Below are 20,145 nucleotides of genomic sequence, written 5' to 3'. Positions count from 1 at the left end.
GACCATGGCACTCAAGAACTATAACCCGACCAGCCCCGCACGGCGCGGCCTGATCCTCGTCGACAAGTCGTCGCTGTGGAAGGGCAAGCCGCTCAAGGCGCTGACCGAGGGCAAGAGCAAGACCGGCGGCCGCAACAACAAGGGCCACGTGACCAGTCGCGGTATCGCGGGCGGCCACAAGCAGAGCTACCGGTTCATCGATTTCAAGCGCCGCAAGTGGGACATGCCCGCGACGGTCGAGCGTCTGGAATATGATCCCAACCGCACTGCGTTCATCGCTCTCGTCAAGTACGAGGACGGTGAGCAGACCTACATCATCGCGCCGCAGCGTCTTGCGGTCGGCGATCAGGTCGTCGCTGGCGAAAAGACCGACGTGAAGCCGGGCAACGCCATGCTGCTCAGCCAGATGCCGGTCGGCACGATCATCCACAACGTGGAGATGAAGCCGGGCAAGGGTGGCCAGATCGCCCGTTCGGCAGGTACCTATGTCCAGCTCGTCGGTCGTGACCGCGGCATGGTCATCGTCCGCCTGAACTCGGGCGAGCAGCGCTACCTGCGCGGCGATTGCATGGGCACGGTTGGCGCGGTCTCGAACCCCGACAACTCGAACCAGAACCTTGCCAAGGCCGGTCGCGGCCGCTGGCTCGGTCGTCGCCCGCTGACGCGTGGTGTCGCAAAGAACCCGGTCGATCACCCGCACGGCGGCGGCGAAGGCCGCACCTCGGGTGGCCGTCATCCGGTCACGCCGTGGGGCAAGCCGACCAAGGGCGCCCGTACTCGTAACAACAAGCAGACGGACAAGATGATCATCCGTTCGCGTCACGCGAAGAAGAAGAGGTAACACCCCATGGCACGTTCCGTCTGGAAGGGACCCTTCGTCGATCTGCATCTCCTGAAGAAGGCCGAAGGCGCTCAGGATGCTGGTTCGCGTGCAGGTCCGATCAAGACCTGGTCGCGTCGATCGACCATTCTGCCGCAGTTCGTTGGTCTGACGTTCAGCGTCTACAACGGGCACAAGTTCATCCCCGTCTCTGTCAACGAAGAGATGGTCGGCCACAAGCTTGGTGAATTCGCGCCGACGCGCACGTTCCCCGGCCACGCCGCTGACAAGAAGGGCAAGCGCTAATGGGCAAGCCTAAGTCCCCGCGCCGCGTTGCGGACAACGAAGCGCTCTCGGTCGGTACGCAGATCCGCGGCTCGGCCCAGAAGCTGAACCTCGTTGCTGCGCTCATTCGCGGCCGCCGCGCCGAAGACGCCATGAACATCCTCGCCTTCTCGAAGAAGGCCATGGCGGTTGATGCGCGCAAGGTGCTCGCCTCTGCGATTGCCAACGCTGAGAACAACCACAACCTAGATGTCGATGCGCTCGTCGTCGCCGAGGCTTCGGTCGGCAAGTCGATCACGATGAAGCGCTTCCACACCCGTGGTCGCGGCAAGTCCACCCGCATCCTGAAGCCGATCTCGCGCCTGCGGATCGTGGTTCGCGAAGCGGCTACTGGTGAGGAGGCCTGATCATGGGTCACAAGTCGAACCCCATCGGTCTGCGCCTGCAGATCAACCGCACCTGGGATAGCCGCTGGTACGCGGAAGGCCGCAACTACCAGAACCTGCTGCGTGAAGACCTTGCCATGCGCAAGTTCATCATGGAGCATCTGCCCCAGGCTGCGATTTCGAAGGTCGTCATCGAACGCCCGGCCAAGACCTGCCGCGTTTCGATCTACGCTGCTCGTCCCGGTGTGATCATCGGCAAGAAGGGCGCGGACATCGAAAAGCTGCGTAGCCAGCTCGCCAAGATGACCTCCAGCGACGTCAAGCTGAACATCGTCGAAATCCGCAAGCCGGAAATCGATTCCAAGCTTGTTGCGCAGGGTATTGCCGATCAGCTCGTCCGCCGCGTGGCTTTCCGCCGTGCGATGAAGCGCGCTGTGCAGTCGGCGCTCCGTCTGGGTGCCGAAGGCATCAAGATCACGTGCGGCGGCCGTCTCGGTGGTGCTGAAATCGCCCGCGTCGAGTGGTACCGCGAAGGTCGCGTGCCGCTTCATACGCTGCGCGCGCACATCGATTATGCCGAGGCCGTGGCCCACACCGCCTATGGCGTGATCGGCATCAAGACGTGGATCTTCAAGGGCGAGATCCTCGGCCATGATCCGATGGCGCAGGACCGGTTGATGCTCGAGGCTCAGACCTCCGGTGTCCGCCCGGCCTCCGACCGGCGCTAAGGTAGAGTAAGCACCATGCTGCAACCGAAAAAGACCAAGTTCCGCAAGGCCTTCAAGGGCCGGATCAAGGGCGATGCCAAGGGTGGCACCGATCTGAACTTCGGCACCTACGGCCTCAAGGCGCTCGAGCCGGAGCGTATCACTGCGCGCCAGATCGAAGCGGCTCGCCGTGCGATCACGCGCCACATCAAGCGTCAGGGCCGTCTCTGGATCCGCATCTTCCCCGATGTGCCGGTGACCAAGAAGCCTGCCGAAGTCCGCCAGGGCAAGGGCAAGGGTTCGATCGAGTTCTGGGCGGCCCGCGTGAAGCCGGGTCGTATCCTGTTCGAGCTTGACGGCGTTGCCGGCCCGCTCGCTGCTGAAGCGTTCAGCCGCGCTGCGATGAAGCTCCCGATCAAGACCAAGGTTGTTGCCCGCCTGGGCGATACCTCGCACCTCGGAGGCGAATGATGGCCAAGTTTGAAGATATGCGCGTCAAGTCTGACGATCAGCTTCAGGCTGATCTCTCCGAGCTGAAGCGCGAGCAGTTCAACCTGCGTTTCCAGTCGGCGACCAACCAGCTTGAGCGTCCGGCCCGCATCCGCGAAGTCCGCCGCGACATCGCCCGCATCAAGACGCTGCAGACCGAGCGCTCCTCGGCAGCCAAGGCGTAAGGAACCAACTATGCCCAAGCGTATCCTGATCGGGACGATCGTCTCCGACAAGACCGACAAGACCGTGGTGGTCAAGGTCGAACGCAAGGTGAAGCACCCGCTCTACGGGAAGATCATCCGCCGTTCGAAGAAGTACCACGCTCACGACGAGACCAACTCGTTCAAGGCCGGTGAGACCGTGCGCATCGAAGAGACTGCGCCGATCTCCAAGCTGAAGACGTGGAAGGTCATCGACCGCGTGCTGGCCGGCAAGGCCGCCGCAATCGAAGCCGACGTCTAAGTCGCAATCATTTTTGGAACTGCCGGACTTGTTCCGGCAAGCCAGTGAGAAGGAACCGGATCAATGATCCAGATGCAGTCCAATCTCGAAGTCGCTGACAACAGCGGCGCGAAGCGCGTCCAGTGCATCAAGGTGCTGGGCGGGTCGAAGCGTCGTTTTGCCAGCGTCGGCGATGTGATCGTCGTGTCGATCAAGGAAGCGCAGCCGCGTGCCCGCGTCAAGAAGGGCGACGTGCACCGTGCGGTGATCGTGCGTACCCGCAAGGATGTACGCCGCGCCGATGGCAGCGTGATTCGCTTTGACACCAATGCCGCTGTGCTCGTCGGCAAGAACGAAGAGCCCATCGGCACGCGTATCTTCGGACCGGTGGTGCGCGAACTGCGCGCACGCGGCTTCATGAAGATCATCAGCCTTGCGCCGGAGGTGCTGTGATGGGTGCCGCTAAGATCAAGAAGGGCGATGCTGTCGTCGTCCGTTCGGGCAAGGACAAGGGCCGCACCGGCACTGTCCTTCAGGTCCTTCCCAAGGAAGACAAGGTTGTCGTGGCCGGCGTGAACATCGCTGCCCGTCACCGCAAGCCCACTCAGGAGAACCCGCAGGGCGGCATCGACCGCCGCGAGGCTCCGCTGCATATTTCGAAGGTCGGCCTGGCTGGCGCGGATGGCAAGCCCACTCGCGTGCGCTTCGAGACCAAGGACGGCAAGAAGGTCCGCGTGGCCGTCAAGTCCGGGGAGACGATCGATGGCTGATAATTATGTGCCCCGGATGAAGGCGAAGTACCACGCCGAGATCGTCGCTGCGATGCAGGCGAAGTTCGGCTATGGTAACCCGATGGAAATCCCCTCGATCACCAAGATCACGCTCAACATGGGCGTGGGCGAGGCGAGCCAGGACAAGAAGAAGGTCACCACCGCCGCTGCCGAGATGGAACTCATCGCGGGCCAGAAGCCGGTGATCACCAAGGCGAAGAAGTCGATCGCGCAGTTCAAGCTGCGTGAGGGCATGCCGATCGGTTGCAAGGTTACCCTGCGCCGCGAACGCATGTACGAATTCCTCGACCGTCTCATCACCATCGCAATGCCCCGCATCCGCGACTTCCGGGGGCTCAACCCCAAGTCGTTCGACGGTCGCGGCAACTATGCGATGGGTCTGAAGGAGCAGATCATCTTCCCAGAGATCAGCTACGACCAGATCGAGAAGGTGCGCGGGATGGACATCATCGTGACCACCAACGCCAAGACCGACGACGAAGCGCGCGAGCTGCTCCGTCTGTTCGGTTTCCCGTTCCCGCGCGAAGCTGCTGAAGAGCAGCAGGCCGCCTGAGGTTCATCCGGCTAGAGCCGTCTGCCCGTTGGCGGCGGCTCGCCAAAGATTGCAAGAAGAGAGCTTAAGTCCATGGCGAAACTGAGTTCCATCAACAAGAATGAGCGCCGCAAGAAGCTCGTTCAGAAGTTCGCGGCCAAGTACGCCGCGCTCAAGGCTGTTGCGGCCGATGAGAAGCTCGACGAAACCGAGCGCCTCATCGCCCGTCTCAAGATGGCCGAGCTGCCGCGCAACGCGAACCCGACCCGCGTGCGTAACCGCTGCAACACCACGGGCCGTCCGCGCGGTTATTACCGCAAGTTTGGCCTCTGCCGCATCGAGCTGCGTGATCTCGCCAACAAGGGGATGATCCCCGGCGTGACGAAGTCGAGCTGGTAAGGATCACGAAATGGCATTGACCGATCCCCTGGGTGATATGCTCACCCGCATCCGCAACGGCCAGCAGGCGAAGAAGGACTCGGTCCTTTCGCCCGCTTCCAAGCTGCGTCTCCACGTGCTCGAAGTGCTTCAGCGCGAAGGCTACATCCGTGGCTTCAGCGAAGACGTGACCGGCCAGCACCCGCAGCTGCGTATCGAACTGAAGTATTTCGAGGGCCAGCCTGCGATCAAGCATGTTGCCCGCGTCTCCAAGCCGGGCCGCCGCGTCTACTCGGGTTCCAAGGAACTCCCCGTTGTTCGCAACGGTCTTGGCATCACCATCGTCTCGACGCCGAAGGGCGTGCTCTCGGATGCCGAAGCACGTGCGGCCAATGTCGGCGGCGAAGTGCTCGCGGAGGTGTTCTGATGAGCCGCATCGGCAAGAAGCCGGTGACGATCCCCAGTGGCGTCACCGCGGATATCGCGAACGGCGTGATCACCGTGAAGGGCCCCAAGGGCACTCTCACCCTGAACATGCGCGAAGAAATCAGCTACACGGTTGATGGCAACGCCATCATCGTGAAGCCGGCAAACGACACCAAGGCCGCCCGGGCGTTCTGGGGCATGCAGCGCACGCTGGTCGACAACCTGGTTGTCGGCGTGACCGAAGGGTATACCAAGACCCTCAACATCACCGGCGTTGGCTATCGTGCCAACTCGCAGGGCAGCAACCTCAAGCTGCAGCTCGGCTACAGCCACGATGTCGATTTCACGATCCCCGAAGGTATCGAGATCAAGACCCCGGACAACACCACGGTGCTGATCTCGGGTATCGACAAGCAGAAGGTCGGCCAGGTTGCCGCCGAAATCCGTCGCTGGCGCAAGCCCGAACCCTACAAGGGCAAGGGTATCAAGTACGCCGGCGAGTTCATCTTCCGCAAGGAAGGGAAGAAGAAGTAATGGCCAAGCTCTCGCTCTTCGATCGCCGCCGCCAGCGCGTCCGTACCGCGCTCAAGGCTCGTTCCGGTGGCCGTCCCCGGCTGTCGGTCCACCGTTCCGGCCGTCATATCTACGCGCAGATCATCGACGATGCTGCGGGCAAGACGCTCGCTGCCGCTTCGACGCTCGTGAAGGGCCAGAAGGCCATCGGCGCAACGGTTGATGCTGCCGCGCAAGTGGGCAAGGACATTGCCGAACGCGCCAAGGCTGCCGGCATCACCACCGTCGTGTTCGATCGCGGCGGCTTCCTGTTCCACGGCCGCGTCAAGGCGCTGGCCGATGCTGCTCGCGAAAACGGGCTGGAGTTCTAAGATGGCTGACGAAACCAACCTGGATGGCGTTGCCCCCGAAGCAGCCGTTGCTGAGGCTCCCCGTGAGGGTCGTGGTCCCCGCAACGATCGTGGTCCCGGTCGTGGCCGCGGTGGCAACGATCGTGGCGGTGAGCGTGGTGGCCGTGGCCGCCGCGATGACCGCAATGGCCGTGGTGGCCGTGACGAGGACGGCGGCGAAGAGCTGATCGAGAAGCTCGTGCACATCAACCGCGTCTCCAAGACCGTGAAGGGCGGCAAGCGCTTCGGTTTCGCCGCGCTCGTCGTGGTCGGCGATGGCAAGGGCCGCGTTGGCTTCGGCCATGGCAAGGCGCGCGAAGTGCCGGAAGCCATCACCAAGGCGACCGCTTCGGCCAAGAAGACGATGGTCCGCATTCCGCTCAAGGAAGGCCGCACCCTTCACCACGACGGCAAGGGCCGTTTCGGTGCAGGCAAGGTGAACCTGCGTTCGGCTCCGGCCGGTACGGGCATCATCGCCGGTGGTCCGATGCGCGCCGTGTTCGAAAGCCTGGGCGTTCATGACGTGGTGACCAAGTCGGTCGGCACTTCGAACCCCTACAACATGATCCGCGCGACGTTCGACGCGCTCACTGATCAGACCAGCCCCAAGTCGGTTGCGCAGCGTCGCGGCAAGAAGATTGCCGATCTGCTGGGCCGTGGCGGCGCTGCTCCGGTTGAAGCCGAGGCGGAAGCCGCGGCCATCGTGGAGTAATCGATATGGCAAAGATCAAGCTCAAGCAGATCGGTTCACCGATCCGTCGCCCCGAAAGCCAGAAGAAGATCCTCGTCGGTCTGGGCCTCGGCAAGATGCACCGCGTGGTGGAACTCGAAGATACCGCCGAAGTTCGCGGCGCGATCGCCAAGCTTCCGCACATGGTGGCCGTGATCGACTGATCACGCGCTATAAGGCGAAACAGAACAAGGGCCTCGGCAGCAATGCCGGGGCCTTTTCTGTTTTGTAGCCGTGTTAGGCCTTGGCCTATTCCGGGCGCTTTAGCCGGTAAGTGATTGCCGCCTCACCGTTTGCCGGGACGGTTGCCGTCCATGTGGGGCGGCCAAACTTCTGCGGTAGGCGCGTGGAGGGGTTTGCGATGCTTTCGCCGTCACTCAGATAAAGCGATCCCTCGAAAGTGATCGGCCACGGATTGGCGTTCGTCACGGTAGCCCGGTAATCGCGGCGTGTGCCAGCTTCCCTGATCGGCTCAACGCGCACATGGACACCGGGTGATGTGCCGAGTGTGACTTCGACGTCTTCATTCACCGCATAATCGCGCATGCCGCCCTGACCGACGAGCAGCGTTGCCCCGTCATGCGGTTCGAACACCGCGACGGGGCCGCCCGGCAGTGCCACGCCGAGCCCGTCTTCCTTGCGGTTGCGCGTGCGCAGCTTGATGATCGCATTCCGGTCGTTGCCGGGGATCAGGTCGGCGGTGTGCCAGGTCTTGAACTTCACTCCGCTCAGATCATGCATCATGACCTGCTTCTGGGCGTTGGCGGCGACTGTCGTTGGCATCGGCACCCGGTAGAGTTTCAGATCGCCGAGCGCTTCTTCGGTTACCTTGACCGGTGCGGCCATCATAGCCGGGCTGCGCCGCTGCGCGGTCACGACGATGTCTGCCATGGCCATTTCCATCATTATTGGCACCGGCGGGGGAGGAGGCGGCACCACGGCAAGTGACGGCACTTGCGGGTGCAGATAGCAATGCAGCACAAGGTCGCCGTCCTGCGCCTCGCGCTCCTGCCTTGCATCCTCGCGGTCGAGCTTGCCGCCCACAACTGCGGCACCCGCATAAACGAAGCTCGTCGGATCGCTGCTCGCCAATGTCACCCACGCGGTCATCGCCGCCTTGCCGGTTTCCGGATCGAGCCGCACGACATAGTTCGTCTGCCAGTCAAAGCCCCATGAAAGGTAGGATAGCGTGATCGTTGCCCGTGCTGTCGCCGCGCTTTCCGTGCGCACCGACAGCGTCGGCTTGGCGCTCAGTCCTTCCGGCAATTCGGTATAAGCCAGCGCATCGGAAATCCCGCGCCCGCAATCGGCGACTTCGAAGCCGTCTTTCGTTTGGACGATCGCCGCGCCATCGGGGGCTGAGCGGATCACCGCGCGCTCCTCGGTCACCGTGCCCTTGCCGTCCTTGCCCCGGTGGCGGCGCAGGATCGCCGGACGCCCGAAGGCGCGGGCATAGAGATTGCGGGCGGAAAGCAGATCGGCATCGAGGTTCTTCTCGCGCACGCCGGAGGGCAATCCCGCGACCAGAGCGGATTCGGGCAGCATCCCGCCCGCCACGCCCTCGAAGCGGATCGTCGCCGCGCCTGCCGGTATCTCCACCGTCCGCGTCTCGGTCACCAGCGCATAGCCTTCGAGCCAGCCGAGATTCATCGCCGTATCCGCCGCGCGGTCTGGCGCGCGGTAGATCGTCACTGCAACGGCATCGGGCGCGCCCGAGACGATCACAGGTTCGCCCGCCAGGGCCGCGCCCGGCGCAAGGGCCAACAGCAAGAGCGCGCGCCGCATCGCCGCCGCGCTCAGTAGCGCGTGTCGAACTGGACGGTGAGGGTGGTCTCGCCGTTGGCGGGTACGTCGAGCGTCCAGGCCCGCTCGTCCAGCGTGCGCTGCGTGCCCTTCACGCTTTCCGCAGGCACCCGCGTATCGCTCCACCCGTTGTCGAGCCCGGCCTGCACCAGATCGACCTTCAACTGCGCGGGCCGGGCATTGGTCACCTTGTAGGCCATTGTCGTGCGCCAGAACTCCTTCTGCCGCTCCACGGTCACGTCATCGGTCTTGCCGTTCACGGTTACGCGCCAGCGCCCCGATCTCTCCCACTCGTCCGAGGTGATCCGCTCGCGTTTCAGCACCGTCGGCTGCACTTTCACATCGAACGCTTCGCCGGTGCGCAGCGACAGCGTTGAGCCCATCGGCGTATGGTCGATGCTCTTCTCGCCGATGAACTGCGGAGCGCCGCGCACATCGCGCATATAGACGCGCACCGTGCCCGCAGGCAGGGCATCGCCCACGCCGCTGCCCTTCGCGGTCGAAAGGTTGAGCACCGTGGCAAAGCTCTGCGCCTCGTCCGATGTGCCGAGCCAGTCGTTGCGGAAATAATAGCCCTTGCTTGCGGGCGCGCCCGCCACGTCGAGGAAGCTCACCTGCTTCTGCTGTGCATTGGCCACCGTGGTCCGCGCGGCGATGGGATAGACGTAGAAATCGCCCAGCCGCTCCCGGTTGGCGCTTTGCGTGCCGGGAACCATATCGACCTGGCGAGCCCGCGCGTTGTTCATCGCGCCACCTTCCGGCTGCCCCGCCACCAGCAGCACGCGTGCGTTGCCGAAGGTAGTGCCGGTGTTGTTCGTCAGCGTGATCCAGCCCTGCAGGTCCATCTTGCCCGCCGCTTCATCGAACAGCGCGACATAGTCCGCCTTCCAGCCGAGCCCTGAGGACAAGTAGCTCAGCGTTACCGGGCGCGGGCCTGCATTGGCCACATCGAGCGCCACCGACAGTGTCGGCCGCGCGCGCAGGCTGGGCGGCAGGCCGGAGAACAGGATGCGCGCGCCGTATTGTTCCAGCACTTCGATCCGGTCCCCGATCCGCACGATGGTTCCGCCGTTGTTGGCCAGCACCAGCGCCTGCTCGCGCGTTTCGGTGCCGGTTGCGGGATTGGTGCGCACCACGGTCACCGTCTGCCCCACGGCCTTGTCGAGCAGCTTTTCGGGCGAGAGCAGGTCATAATCGAAGTTCTGCTCGATGATCCCTGCGCCTTCGCCCGAAAGCGTCACCGTCTCGGGCCGGATCATCGCGGAAACATCCGGGAATTCCTGCTTCACGCGCCCTTTGGCCAGCGTCAGTTCGCGCCGGTCCTGCACTAGCGCGAGATCGTTGTTGTAGATCGTCAGGGCAACATCGCCCTGTGATGAACCTGGCGAAGAACCGGGCGCGCCCTGCGCCGCCAGCGGAACGGGAAGGGCTGCCAGCATGACCCCGGCAAGGGCAATCCGACCATCGATGTTCATGCGCAATCCTCGCCTGTCCGCTTGAGCGCGCAGCCTATCGGTCCCGTCCGATCTTGGAAAGCGGCTCTGCCGCCGATCCGGTCCGGACTAGGACAAGTGCGGGGATGTATCGCAGTCCGTCCCGGCGTACTCATTGGTCAAATCACGGGAGAGACAAGCAGTGCACCAGACGGAAAAGTGGGACCGGGAAGCGGATGTCGTCGTGCTTGGCTCGGGCGGTGCGGCGCTGGCCGCTGCGCTTTCGGCGCACGATCACGGTGCGCGCGATGTGCTGATCATCGAGCGCAGCGGCATGGTCGGTGGCACCACCGCGATGTCGGGCGGGATGCTGTGGATTCCCGGAAACCATCACCAGCTCGCCGCCGGGATCAGCGAATCCGAAGAGGATGTCGTCGCCTATATCGATGCCCTCGCGCCCGGGCAGCTTGATCCGGAAACGCTGTGGGCCTTCATGCAGGGCGGCCCTGAAATGGTTCGCTACCTTGAGGAGAAGACCCCGGTCCGGCTCCACGCCTTCACTGATTTTCCCGATTATCAGCCTTATGCCCCCGGCGCGAAGCCCGATGGCGGGCGCAGCCTTGATAACGCGGCGTTCTCGTTCGAGCGGCTCGGCAAGTGGGCCGCGCGGGTCAATCCCAGCAAGATGTCCTATCCGATCCGCGCCAGCCTCGAAGAAGCGGTGCAGGGGACGCTGGATGAAGCCGCTCTCGCCGAGCGCGAACGCGGCGATTACCGCGCGCTCGGCCAGGCGCTGATCGGCGCGCTGTTCCTCGGCGTGGTCGAGCGCGGCATTCCCGTCGCCTTCGAAACCCGCGCGCGGGGGCTCGTCAAGGACGGCGACCGCGTGACCGGCGTCGTGGCGGAGGGCGCGGATGGCCGCGAAGTGCGCGTGCGCGCGCGGCGCGGTGTGGTGATCGCCACCGGCGGGTTCGAATGGAACCCCGCGCTGGTCAAAGCCTTCCTGCGCGGCCCGATGACCGGGCCGGTCAGCGTGCCCGAGAATGAAGGCGACGGCCTGCTCATGGCCATCGCGGCGGGCGCGCAGCTCGGCAACATGCAGAATGCCTTCTGGATGCAGAGCGCGCTCGAAATGAAGCCGCAGCGCGGTGCGCGACCCAACTACATGCTGGGATCGGACGAACGCGCGCGCCCCGGCGCGATTCTCGTCAACCGGGCGGGCAAGCGTTTCGTCAACGAGGCGGTGAACTACAACGCGGTGGGCAAAGCCATCGTCGCCTTCGATGCGGGCACCCACAGCTATCCCAACGTGCCTTACTGGCTGATCATCGACCAGCGGTATCGCGACAAGTATCCGGTGTTCCATGCGCAGCCCGGTTCGCCCACGCCGTCCTACATGTTGCAGGCCGATACGCTCGAAGGCCTTGCTGCGGCGGCGGGGATTGATCCCGCAGGGCTCGTCGCCACGGTCGAACGCTTCAACACGATGGTCCGCGCCGGGCACGACGATGATTTCCAGCGCGGCGACAACACGTACGACAACTTCTACATGTGGGGCGATCCCTCTTTCGATCCGCCCTACCGCACGCTTGGCCTGATCGATCAGGGGCCGTTTTATGCGGTGCAGATGGAATCGGGCGTGCTCGGCACGTGCGGCGGCCCGAAGACCAATGCTGACGCGCAAGTGGTCGATTGGGACGGCAATCCGATCCCGGGGCTCTATGCGGCGGGCAATGTCATGGCGGCGGTGCTGGGCGAGGCTTATGGCGGCGCGGGCGGCACCTTGGGGCCGGGGCTGACGTTCGGTTACCTCGCGGGCAAGCACCTGGGTATGCACTTGCCCAACGCGTGAGGCGCGCTCGGCAGGGCAGGGCTGAGGGCAGGGCTGAGGGCAGGGGGGTGACATTGCCCCCCGCTTCGCCTAAGGGCGCACCTCCTATCAGCGCGACTCAAAGCGAAAGCGAGTGCTTCACATGACCAAACTCAACGAACTCTCCGACAATTATGGTGCCCGCAAGGGCCGCATGCGCGTGGGCCGCGGTATCGGCTCGGGCAAGGGCAAGACTGCCGGTCGCGGCCAGAAGGGCGCCAAGGCACGCTCGGGCGTCGCGGTCAACGGGTTCGAAGGCGGCCAGATGCCGCTCCACATGCGCATCCCGAAGCGCGGCTTCAACAACATCTTCGCCAAGGACTTCGCTGAAGTGAACCTCGGCATGGTCCAGAAGGCGATCGATGCCGGCAAGCTGGCAACCGACGGCGTGATCGATCACGCGGCGCTCAAGGCTGCTGGCCTTGCACGCGGCGGCAAGGATGGCGTGCGCCTCCTCGCCAAGGGTGAACTGACCGCCAAGGTCAGCTTCCTCGTCGCAGGCGTCAGCGCCGGTGCGCGCGCTGCGGTCGAGGCGCTCGGCGGCTCGGTCGCGCTGCCCGAAGCGCAGCCCAGCGAGCACGAGAAGAAGACGGCGCGCCGCGAAGTCAACAAGGCGGCCAAGTCCGCCAAGTAAGGCATTTGCCGCATGCGGGGACCGGGGCAACCTGGTCCCCGTTTGCGTTTTGGTGGCCCCCTGCGCCGATAAATCGCTGAACGGGGGTTCGACATTGCCGAACCCTCCCTATATGGGCTAGCCACATAGGTGCTGCGATCCTTTCGCAGCGTGCCCAGCAGCAAGGCTTGAAACCCCACAATGGCATCCCGCGCCGACAATATCGCCAGCACGCTCAATCTGGCCAACTTCTCGAAGGCGACCGAACTCAAGTCGCGCATCTGGTTCACCGTGGGCGCGCTGATCGTGTTCCGGTTCATGAGCTTTGTGCCGCTGCCCGGCGTCAACCCGATGATCCTGGAAGAGCTCTACAAGAAGACCCAGGGCGGCATTCTTGACGTGTTCAACGCCTTCTCGGGCGGTTCGCTCCAGCGCATGAGCCTGATCGCGCTTGGCGTGATGCCTTATATCACCGCCTCGATCGTGGTGCAGCTGGCGGCTTCGCTGCATCCCGCGCTCGCCTCGCTCAAGAAGGAAGGCGAAAGCGGCCGCAAAAAGCTCAACCAGTACACGCGCTATGGCGCGGTGTTCCTTACCGCAATCCAGGGCTGGTTCCTCGCCGTCGGGCTTGAGGCATTCAGCGCATCGAGCGGCCTGCAGGCCGTGGTCGATCCCGGCTACATCTTCCGCATCGGCGCGGTCATCAGCCTGATCGGCGGCACCATGTTCCTGCTCTGGCTGGGTGAACAGATCACCAGCCGCGGCATCGGCAATGGCGTTTCGCTGATCATCATGGCCGGTATCGTGGCGCAGATGCCCACGTTCTTCGGCAACCTGTTCGAACAGGGCCGCAGCGGCGCCTTGAGCCCCTTCCTCATCGCGGGCGTTATGGCGATGCTGGTCGCGGTCGTGATCTTCATCTGCTTCTTTGAGCGTGCCTCGCGCCGCCTGCTGATCCAGTATCCCAAGCGCGTCACCCAGCGCGGGATGATGGCCGCAGATCGCAGCCACCTGCCGCTCAAGCTCAACACCGCAGGTGTGATCCCGCCGATCTTCGCAAGCTCGCTGCTGCTGCTGCCGCTCACGATCACGCAGTTCGCGGGCCGCTCGGTCTCGCCTGACAGCACGTGGGGCCAGTTCATCGTCGGGCTGAATCAGTACCTCGGCCACGGAAAGCCGGTGTACATGGTGCTCTACGCGCTCGGGATCATGTTCTTCAGCTTCTTCTACACCGCGATTGTGTTCAATCCGGAAGAGACGGCTGACAACCTCAAGAAGAACGGCGGGTTCATTCCCGGCATTCGCCCGGGCAAGAACACCGAGAAGTATCTCGATTACGTGCTGACGCGCATCACCGTGCTGGGCGCGATCTACATCACCGTGGTCTGCGTGGTGCCCGAGGCGATCATGGCCGAAACCGGCATGGGCTCGCTGTTCTTCGGTGGCACCAGCCTGCTCATCGTGGTCAACGTGACGGTGGATACCATCACTCAGATCCAGTCGCACTTGCTGGCGCACCAGTATGGCGACTTGATCAAGAAAGCGAAGCTGAAAGGCCGGATGCGCTGATCGCGGGCCGCCCGGGGGTCGGGTGGCCAGCAGGAAATCAGCAAACGGCAAATGAGGGGATTGCAGGCGTGAACATCATCCTGTTGGGACCGCCCGGAGCGGGCAAGGGTACCCAGGCGCAGCGGCTTGTCGAGCGGCATGGCATGAAGCAGCTCTCCACCGGCGACATGCTGCGCGCTGCGGTGAAGGCGGGCACGCCGGTCGGTCTCAAGGCCAAGGCCGTCATGGAAGCGGGCGAACTCGTGTCCGATGAGATCGTCTCGGCGCTGATCGGCGATGAGCTTGACGCCATGCCCGCCGGCATGGGCGCGATCTTCGATGGCTATCCGCGCACCGCTCCGCAGGCGGAATCGCTGGATGCCATTCTCGCCTCGCGCGGCCGCGCGCTCGATCACGTGATCGAACTCGGCGTGGACGAAGACGCGCTCGTCGAGCGCATCACTGGCCGCTACACCTGCGCCTCCTGCGGCAAGGGCTATCACGACACGTTCGAGAAGCCTGCGGTCGAAGGCACCTGCGACAAGTGCGGGGGCCATGAATTCAAGCGCCGTCCGGACGACAACGAGGAAACCGTCCGCACCCGCATGGCCGAATACCGCGCCAAGACCGCACCGATCCTGCCGATCTACGATGCGCGCGGAATTGTCAGCCGGGTTGACGGAATGGCGGATATGGATGCCGTGACAGGTGCCATCGAGGCTATTCTGGTATAAAGGCTTACGTCAGAGCACCTAACCGGGGGCCAGGACGAGGGCAGGAAATCATGCGGGATATCAGGCGTGGATGGGGCGCTGGCTTCCAGGCCAGTGGCGTTGTCGCGGCAGCACTGGCCCTCGCGGTTCCCGCCGCCCGCGCCGAAGTCGTCGCGCGGGAGGAAAACGGCTTCGTCGTCCGCGTCGCCAGCGAAGTCACGGCCCCTCCGGCAGAGGCGTGGAAGCGCCTGCTCACCCCCGCGCAGTGGTGGCAGAGCCAGCACACGTTCTCCGGCGATTCCGCCAATCTCACGCTCGATCCCACAGTCGGCGGCTGCTTTTGCGAGGCACTGCCGCGCCCGGAAACCATGCCGCCGCTGCAAAAGGGCGAACGCTGGAATGGCGGCGTGCAGCACATGCGCGTGGTCTATCTCGAACCGCCGCGCGCCATGCGCCTCGTCGGTTCGCTCGGCCCGCTGCAAAGCGAGGCGCTGGCCGCCACGATGACGATCACGGTCAAGCCCACTGAAAAGGGTTCGCGCATCCTGTTCGAATATGTCGTCGGCGGCTTCATGCGCTACAAGAGCGAGGATATTGCGCCTGCGGTGGACCGCATGCTGACAGCGCAACTCACCAGCCTCGCCAGCAAGCTTGGCCCGGTGGCGGAACCGGCAGCACCATCAGCAGCCCCTGCGCCTTCTTCTGCCGTCGTCGGCCCGCCTGCGCCCGATGGCGAACTGCCCGCTGTCGAGCCCGCAGCCAAGCCTGTCGTGTCGCTGCCAGGAGCCGAAAGCTACAGCCTGCCTCCGGCTGGCGGGAAACCGGCGGCCCGGCCTGCGCCTGTGTCCGCGCCCAAGCTCGCCCCCAAACCCGAGGCGAAGCCAGAGCCCAAGCTCGCGCCCAAGCCGGATACTGCCCCGGCTCCCGCGTCCGCCCCTGCCAAGGCCGCCGCGCCTTCCGCGCCCAAGCCTGCGCCCAAACCGGGCTACTTGCCGCCAGCCAAGCCAACGCCAGCCAAGCCCGCTGCGAAAGCGCCAACGAAGCCTTCCGCCAAGCCCGGCAGCAAGCCCGCCGCCAAGGCCCCCGATCCCGAAGCCGATGCTCACCGCGATGCCAATGCAGCGTTCGATGCGCTGCTCAGCGGGCCAACCGCCCCCTGATTGCGCCGCTATGCGCTGGCGCACTGACGAACGGGCCAAAACGAGTTAAAACATGCAGCAGGACAAGCGCGACTCGCCGGGCACGACCGGGCGAGCGAGCCAATCTGTTGCGGGTCGCACGCAAACCCGAAGCCGATAAGCGGCTTCGCCAAGGGGGAGAATGCTGTGGCCGTTTCCGATCACGTCGACCTGCCGACCTTCATGGAAGGTGTCAAAAAGCGCAATCCGTATCAGCCTGAATTTGTTCAGGCGGTGCAGGAAGTTGCCGAAGACATCTTCGAGTTCATGGCAGACAAGGAGCAATATCACTCGCAGCAGATCCTGCGCCGCATTGCCGAGCCGGACCGCGTCGTCTCGTTCCGCGTGTGCTGGGAAGATGATGCTGGCAACATCCGCGTCCAGCGCGGCTGGCGCGTGCAGAACAACAACGCGATCGGCCCCTACAAGGGCGGCATCCGCTTCCACCCCAGCGTCACCGAAAGCGTGCTCAAGTTCCTCGCCTTCGAACAGACCTTCAAGAACGCGCTGACCGGCCTGCCGATGGGCGGCGGCAAGGGCGGCTCCAACTTCAACCCCAAGGGCAAGAGCGTGCGCGAGATCATGCGCTTCTGCCAGTCGTTCATGACCGAACTCTACCGCCACATCGGCGCAGACGTCGACGTGCCTGCGGGCGACATCGGCGTGGGCGGGCGCGAGATCGGCTTCATGTTCGGCCAGTACAAGCGCATCACCAACAACTTCACCGGCGTGCTGACGGGCAAGGGCCTCGAATGGGGCGGCTCGCTGATCCGCACCGAGGCGACCGGCTACGGCGCGGTCTATTTCCTCGCCAACATGCTGGCGACAAAGGGCGAAGACCTCACCGGCAAGACGGCGGTGATTTCCGGCTCGGGCAACGTTGCCACCCACGCGGCGGAAAAGATCGTCCAGCTTGGCGGCAAAGTGCTGACGCTCTCCGATTCCGGCGGTTACATCCATGATCCGGACGGCATCGATCAGGAAAAGATCGACTGGGTCAAAACCCACAAGACCCACCGCCGCGGCCGCATCGAGGAATACGTGGCGGCTTTCCCCAAGGCCACTTTCGTAGCAGGCAAGACCCCGTGGGGCGTCCCCTGCGATGTCGCGCTGCCCTGCGCCACGCAGAACGAACTGCTCGGCGTGGACGCGAAGATGCTCGTGGCCAATGGCTGCAAGGCCGTTGCCGAAGGGGCGAACATGCCGACTGATCTTGACGGCGTGCACATCTTCAAGGCCGCGAAGATCCTCTACGCGCCGGGCAAGGCCAGCAACGCTGGCGGCGTCGCGGTTTCGGGCCTCGAAATGAGCCAGAACTCCGAACGCCGTTCGTGGAAGGAGGAGGAACTCCAGCAGATGCTCAAGGACATCATGCTCGGCATCCACCAGTCCTGCCTCGCCTATGGCGATCAGGGCGGCGGCTATATCGACTATGTGAAGGGCGCGAATATCGCGGGCTTCAAGAAAGTGGCTGACGCGATGCTGGCGTTCGGCGTCGTCTGAACCATCGGAGAAGGGGAGTGCGGCCGCGCTCCCCTCAACCGGCCCGCAAACTCCGCGCCCGCACGGCGAGCGCCACCGCTGCCGCTGTCAGCGAAACCGGGATCAGCAGCGCCACGCCCAGCTGATAGCTTCCCGTCGCGTCCGCCAGCACGCCCCATGTGATCGGACCGAGGAAGCCGCCCCCTTGCGAGATCGTGTTGGCCATGGCGAGCCCGGCTGGCCGGTCGCCCGCAGGGATCAACCGGCTTACCACCGCCAGCGGCAGCATTCCCGCCGTCTGCGCGGCGGCAATGTACAGGACATAGCCAGCGATGGTGCTGGCTCCTGTGCCGCCGAGCCACAGCAGCGCCAGCCCCGCCGCGGCCAGCCCCATCAATCCCGCGTAGGTCACCAGCGTGCGCGCCGTGGTGCGCCCCGCCAGCATGCTCACCACCAGCACCCCCAGCGCAATCGCCACGCCGCCCGCCGAAACCACGCGGCCAACGCCGGCTACGTCCAGCCCGGTGCCCTGCGCCAGCAGCTTGGGCGCGGAAAACACCACGGCATTGATGGCGATGTAATTGAGCGCATTGGCGCAGCCCAGCATCAGCACGAAGCGGTTGGTCAGCGCATGCAGCACGCTGTGCGATGGCGGGCCAGCGGCTGCCGCCTCGCGCGCCAGCACGTCGGCCAGCCAGCCGCGCTCGCGCTTGTCCAGCCACGGTGCCGTCTCGGGCCGATCGGGCAGGGCGGCGATCAGCACCAGCGCCAGCAGCACCGATGGCAGGCCCTCCACAATCAGCAGCCATTGCCAGCCATGCAGCCCCAGCCAGCCGTGCATCGCCAGCAGCGGCGCGGCGATGCTGCCCATCACCACATAGGAAAGCGGCAGCGCGACATAGAACCGGCTGATCGCCCAAGCGCGGTGCTCGCCGGGAAACCAGCTCGAAAGGTAGAGGATCACGCCGGGATAGAACCCGGCTTCGGCCACGCCGAGCGCAAAGCGCATCGCATAGAAATGCCACGGCATGTGGACGAAGGCGGTGAGGATCGAGATCACGCCCCATGTCAGCATGATCCGCGCCAGCCAGACCCGCGCCCCGAACTTTGCCAAGAGCAGGTTGGACGGCACTTCCAGCAGTGCATAGCCGAGGAAAAATACCGATGCGCCGATGCCGTAGACCGTCTCGCTGAAACCAAGGTCGGCGTTCATCGTCGCGGCGGCAAAGCTGATGTTCGCGCGGTCGACCAGCGCCACGAAAAAGCTCAGCAGGATCAGCGGCAATGTGCGCCAGGCAATCTTGCGGATCAGTGCGCGTTCGTTCACCTCAGCCATGATCTGCGCATCAGTCCCGTGTCTCACTTGGGTTCACGCTAGCAGGGCGGGGCAAAACGACAAGCGGTGCACTTGTCTGGATCACCCCGAAATGACGCCTGCCTTTGACCTCGCCGCGCCGATACGGTATGGACCATCCATCACGGCACGCGGCCGCGCCTCGGGGGCGCGAAGGCCACGTATTCGCGCGTCTTAGCGGTTGACGCTGTGCTCGAATCGTCCTAAGCGCGCCATTCACTCGATACGTCAAGGCTTACTGCGTCGGCGCGAAACCCGTGGGTTTCCTTCTGGCGTTGCCTGATCCGTACCGGTGAATCGCGATGAGATGGGGTTTGGTCCGGCGCTGCAAACGGCGCTGCCGCCTTGGCCCTGTGGAGCATGGAGAAACAAGTGGCTCGTATTGCCGGGGTCAATATCCCCACCAACAAGCGCGTTATCATTGCGCTGACCTACATTCACGGAATCGGTGCGCACAAGGCGAAGCAGATCGCCGACAAGCTCGGGATCGATCATACCCGCCGCGTGCAGGATCTGTCGGACGCCGAAGTGCTCCAGATCCGTGAGACGATCGACGCCGATCACACCGTGGAAGGCGATCTTCGCCGCGAAACCGCGATGAACATCAAGCGCCTGATGGACCTGGCCTGCTACCGCGGCCTGCGTCACCGCAAGGGCCTTCCGGTCCGCGGTCAGCGCACGCACACCAACGCCCGTACCCGCAAGGGCAAGGCTAAGGCGATCGCCGGCAAGAAGAAGTAAGGCGGCTTTTCAGCCCCGACTTCCAGGCACTTTTTTCGACAGGAATCCAAGACAATGGCCCGCGAACCTCAACGCATCAAGCGGCGCGAGCGCAAGAACATCACCAGTGGTGTCGCGCACGTCAATGCCAGCTTCAACAACACCATGATCACCATCACCGACGCGCAGGGCAACGCCATCTCGTGGTCGTCCGCCGGCATGATGGGCTTCAAGGGCAGCCGCAAGTCGACGCCTTATGCTGCGCAGGTCGCGGCTGACGACGCGGGCAAGAAGGCCGCCGAACACGGCGTCCGCACGCTCGAAGTTGAAGTGAAGGGCCCTGGTTCGGGCCGCGAAAGCGCGCTCCGTGCGCTGCAGGCGGTTGGTTTCACGATTACCGCGATCCGCGACGTGACGCCGATCCCGCACAACGGTGTTCGCCCTTCGAAGCGCCGCCGCGTCTGATCCTGCCTTTGGCGGGCGGTTTCGCGGGGCGCGTCCCGCGGTTCACGCCCGCCCAATATTCTGATCGGCGACAGCC

At 64.4% G+C, this 20,145-nt stretch carries 27 protein-coding genes; 24 read left to right on the top strand and 3 right to left on the bottom strand.

From position 1 onward, the window contains the following. The first annotated feature begins 4 nt into the window (after positions 1-4). The 16 genes from rplB to rpmD all read left to right on the top strand — a co-directional run bounded on the left by rplB (position 5) and on the right by rpmD (position 7,054). Positions 5-841: a 50S ribosomal protein L2 gene (rplB, locus tag CFE35_RS07215; protein ID WP_292929466.1), complete on the top strand. Its 837-nt coding sequence runs from the start codon at positions 5-7 to the stop codon at positions 839-841. Positions 842-847: 6 nt separating this feature from the next. Then, positions 848-1,126, top strand: a complete 279-nt coding sequence (gene rpsS, locus CFE35_RS07210) for a 30S ribosomal protein S19 (RefSeq protein WP_292929464.1) — start codon at positions 848-850, stop codon at positions 1,124-1,126. After that, on the top strand, positions 1,126-1,512 hold the full coding sequence (rplV, locus tag CFE35_RS07205) for a 50S ribosomal protein L22 (protein ID WP_292929462.1): 387 nt from the start codon (positions 1,126-1,128) through the stop codon (positions 1,510-1,512). The genes rpsS and rplV overlap by 1 nt, the downstream gene beginning before the upstream one ends. A gap of 2 nt (positions 1,513-1,514) precedes the next feature. Next, complete coding sequence (rpsC, locus tag CFE35_RS07200; protein WP_292929460.1) at positions 1,515-2,219, top strand: 30S ribosomal protein S3; 705 nt, start codon at positions 1,515-1,517, stop codon at positions 2,217-2,219. A gap of 15 nt (positions 2,220-2,234) precedes the next feature. Further along, positions 2,235-2,669, top strand: a complete 435-nt coding sequence (rplP, locus tag CFE35_RS07195) for a 50S ribosomal protein L16 (protein WP_292929458.1) — start codon at positions 2,235-2,237, stop codon at positions 2,667-2,669. Beyond that, on the top strand, positions 2,666-2,872 hold the full coding sequence (rpmC, locus tag CFE35_RS07190) for a 50S ribosomal protein L29 (RefSeq protein ID WP_292929456.1): 207 nt from the start codon (positions 2,666-2,668) through the stop codon (positions 2,870-2,872). Before rplP ends, rpmC begins: the two co-directional genes overlap by 4 nt. Before the next feature lie 10 nt (positions 2,873-2,882). Continuing rightward, positions 2,883-3,152 carry a 30S ribosomal protein S17 gene (gene rpsQ / locus CFE35_RS07185; RefSeq protein ID WP_292929454.1) on the top strand — a complete coding sequence of 90 codons (270 nt, stop codon included), beginning with the start codon at positions 2,883-2,885 and terminating at the stop codon, positions 3,150-3,152. A gap of 63 nt (positions 3,153-3,215) precedes the next feature. Continuing rightward, entirely contained in the window at positions 3,216-3,584 is a 369-nt protein-coding gene (gene rplN, locus CFE35_RS07180; RefSeq protein ID WP_054121079.1) for a 50S ribosomal protein L14, read from the top strand. Beyond that, a complete protein-coding gene (gene rplX / locus CFE35_RS07175) occupies positions 3,584-3,901 on the top strand; it encodes a 50S ribosomal protein L24 (RefSeq protein ID WP_292929450.1) in 318 nt (105 codons plus the stop codon). Before rplN ends, rplX begins: the two co-directional genes overlap by 1 nt. After that, positions 3,894-4,475 carry a 50S ribosomal protein L5 gene (gene rplE, locus CFE35_RS07170; protein ID WP_292929448.1) on the top strand — a complete coding sequence of 194 codons (582 nt, stop codon included), beginning with the start codon at positions 3,894-3,896 and terminating at the stop codon, positions 4,473-4,475. Before rplX ends, rplE begins: the two co-directional genes overlap by 8 nt. Positions 4,476-4,547: 72 nt before the next feature. Further along, the gene (gene rpsN / locus CFE35_RS07165) at positions 4,548-4,853 is read left to right on the top strand and encodes a 30S ribosomal protein S14 (RefSeq protein ID WP_292929447.1); all 306 of its coding nucleotides are present in this window, start codon (positions 4,548-4,550) and stop codon (positions 4,851-4,853) included. Between the two features lie 10 nt (positions 4,854-4,863). After that, on the top strand, positions 4,864-5,259 hold the full coding sequence (gene rpsH, locus CFE35_RS07160) for a 30S ribosomal protein S8 (protein WP_292929445.1): 396 nt from the start codon (positions 4,864-4,866) through the stop codon (positions 5,257-5,259). Further along, entirely contained in the window at positions 5,259-5,792 is a 534-nt protein-coding gene (gene rplF / locus CFE35_RS07155) for a 50S ribosomal protein L6 (protein WP_292929443.1), read from the top strand. The genes rpsH and rplF overlap by 1 nt, the downstream gene beginning before the upstream one ends. Then, positions 5,792-6,142, top strand: coding sequence for a 50S ribosomal protein L18 (rplR, locus tag CFE35_RS07150; protein WP_292929441.1), 351 nt, complete (start codon positions 5,792-5,794; stop codon positions 6,140-6,142). Before rplF ends, rplR begins: the two co-directional genes overlap by 1 nt. Before the next feature lies 1 nt (position 6,143). Then, entirely contained in the window at positions 6,144-6,872 is a 729-nt protein-coding gene (gene rpsE / locus CFE35_RS07145) for a 30S ribosomal protein S5 (protein WP_292929439.1), read from the top strand. A 5-nt stretch (positions 6,873-6,877) separates the two neighbouring features. Continuing rightward, on the top strand, positions 6,878-7,054 hold the full coding sequence (gene rpmD, locus CFE35_RS07140) for a 50S ribosomal protein L30 (protein WP_292929437.1): 177 nt from the start codon (positions 6,878-6,880) through the stop codon (positions 7,052-7,054). Positions 7,055-7,139: 85 nt separating this feature from the next. Here rpmD and CFE35_RS07135 read toward each other — a convergent pair whose 3' ends face one another. Both CFE35_RS07135 and CFE35_RS07130 read right to left on the bottom strand, forming a co-directional pair. After that, the gene (locus tag CFE35_RS07135) at positions 7,140-8,675 is read right to left on the bottom strand and encodes a hypothetical protein (RefSeq protein ID WP_292929435.1); all 1,536 of its coding nucleotides are present in this window, start codon (positions 8,673-8,675) and stop codon (positions 7,140-7,142) included. A gap of 11 nt (positions 8,676-8,686) precedes the next feature. Continuing rightward, positions 8,687-10,132 (bottom strand): DUF4139 domain-containing protein, encoded by a 1,446-nt coding sequence (locus CFE35_RS07130; RefSeq protein ID WP_292929892.1) that lies wholly within the window; start codon positions 10,130-10,132, stop codon positions 8,687-8,689. 196 nt (positions 10,133-10,328) lie between these two features. On the opposite strand from CFE35_RS07130, the gene CFE35_RS07125 reads away from it, so the two are divergent. The 6 genes from CFE35_RS07125 (at position 10,329) to gdhA (ending at position 17,551) form a co-directional block, all read left to right on the top strand. After that, complete coding sequence (locus CFE35_RS07125) at positions 10,329-11,978, top strand: FAD-dependent oxidoreductase (RefSeq protein ID WP_292929433.1); 1,650 nt, start codon at positions 10,329-10,331, stop codon at positions 11,976-11,978. Between the two features lie 121 nt (positions 11,979-12,099). Then, positions 12,100-12,630, top strand: coding sequence for a 50S ribosomal protein L15 (gene rplO, locus CFE35_RS07120; RefSeq protein ID WP_292929431.1), 531 nt, complete (start codon positions 12,100-12,102; stop codon positions 12,628-12,630). A gap of 180 nt (positions 12,631-12,810) precedes the next feature. Continuing rightward, positions 12,811-14,178 (top strand): preprotein translocase subunit SecY, encoded by a 1,368-nt coding sequence (gene secY, locus CFE35_RS07115; protein ID WP_292929429.1) that lies wholly within the window; start codon positions 12,811-12,813, stop codon positions 14,176-14,178. Between the two features lie 68 nt (positions 14,179-14,246). Continuing rightward, the gene (locus tag CFE35_RS07110; RefSeq protein WP_292929427.1) at positions 14,247-14,891 is read left to right on the top strand and encodes an adenylate kinase; all 645 of its coding nucleotides are present in this window, start codon (positions 14,247-14,249) and stop codon (positions 14,889-14,891) included. A 50-nt stretch (positions 14,892-14,941) separates the two neighbouring features. Next, positions 14,942-16,030 carry an SRPBCC domain-containing protein gene (locus CFE35_RS07105; RefSeq protein WP_292929425.1) on the top strand — a complete coding sequence of 363 codons (1,089 nt, stop codon included), beginning with the start codon at positions 14,942-14,944 and terminating at the stop codon, positions 16,028-16,030. Between the two features lie 165 nt (positions 16,031-16,195). Then, on the top strand, positions 16,196-17,551 hold the full coding sequence (gene gdhA, locus CFE35_RS07100) for an NADP-specific glutamate dehydrogenase (RefSeq protein WP_366557127.1): 1,356 nt from the start codon (positions 16,196-16,198) through the stop codon (positions 17,549-17,551). Positions 17,552-17,585: 34 nt separating this feature from the next. Here the strand turns inward: gdhA and CFE35_RS07095 are convergent, their stop codons facing one another. After that, positions 17,586-18,893: an MFS transporter gene (locus CFE35_RS07095; RefSeq protein ID WP_292929423.1), complete on the bottom strand. Its 1,308-nt coding sequence runs from the start codon at positions 18,891-18,893 to the stop codon at positions 17,586-17,588. A 363-nt stretch (positions 18,894-19,256) separates the two neighbouring features. On the opposite strand from CFE35_RS07095, the gene rpsM reads away from it, so the two are divergent. Both rpsM and rpsK read left to right on the top strand, forming a co-directional pair. Continuing rightward, a complete protein-coding gene (gene rpsM / locus CFE35_RS07090) occupies positions 19,257-19,625 on the top strand; it encodes a 30S ribosomal protein S13 (protein WP_292929888.1) in 369 nt (122 codons plus the stop codon). A gap of 54 nt (positions 19,626-19,679) precedes the next feature. Next, positions 19,680-20,069, top strand: a complete 390-nt coding sequence (rpsK, locus tag CFE35_RS07085) for a 30S ribosomal protein S11 (RefSeq protein WP_008065643.1) — start codon at positions 19,680-19,682, stop codon at positions 20,067-20,069. The last annotated feature ends 76 nt before the right edge of the window (positions 20,070-20,145 follow it).

It is taken from the genome of Novosphingobium sp. PASSN1 (assembly GCF_002278815.1).
Note: the sequence above shows the minus strand (reverse complement) of the source record. Positions and strands in the feature narration are given on the sequence as shown.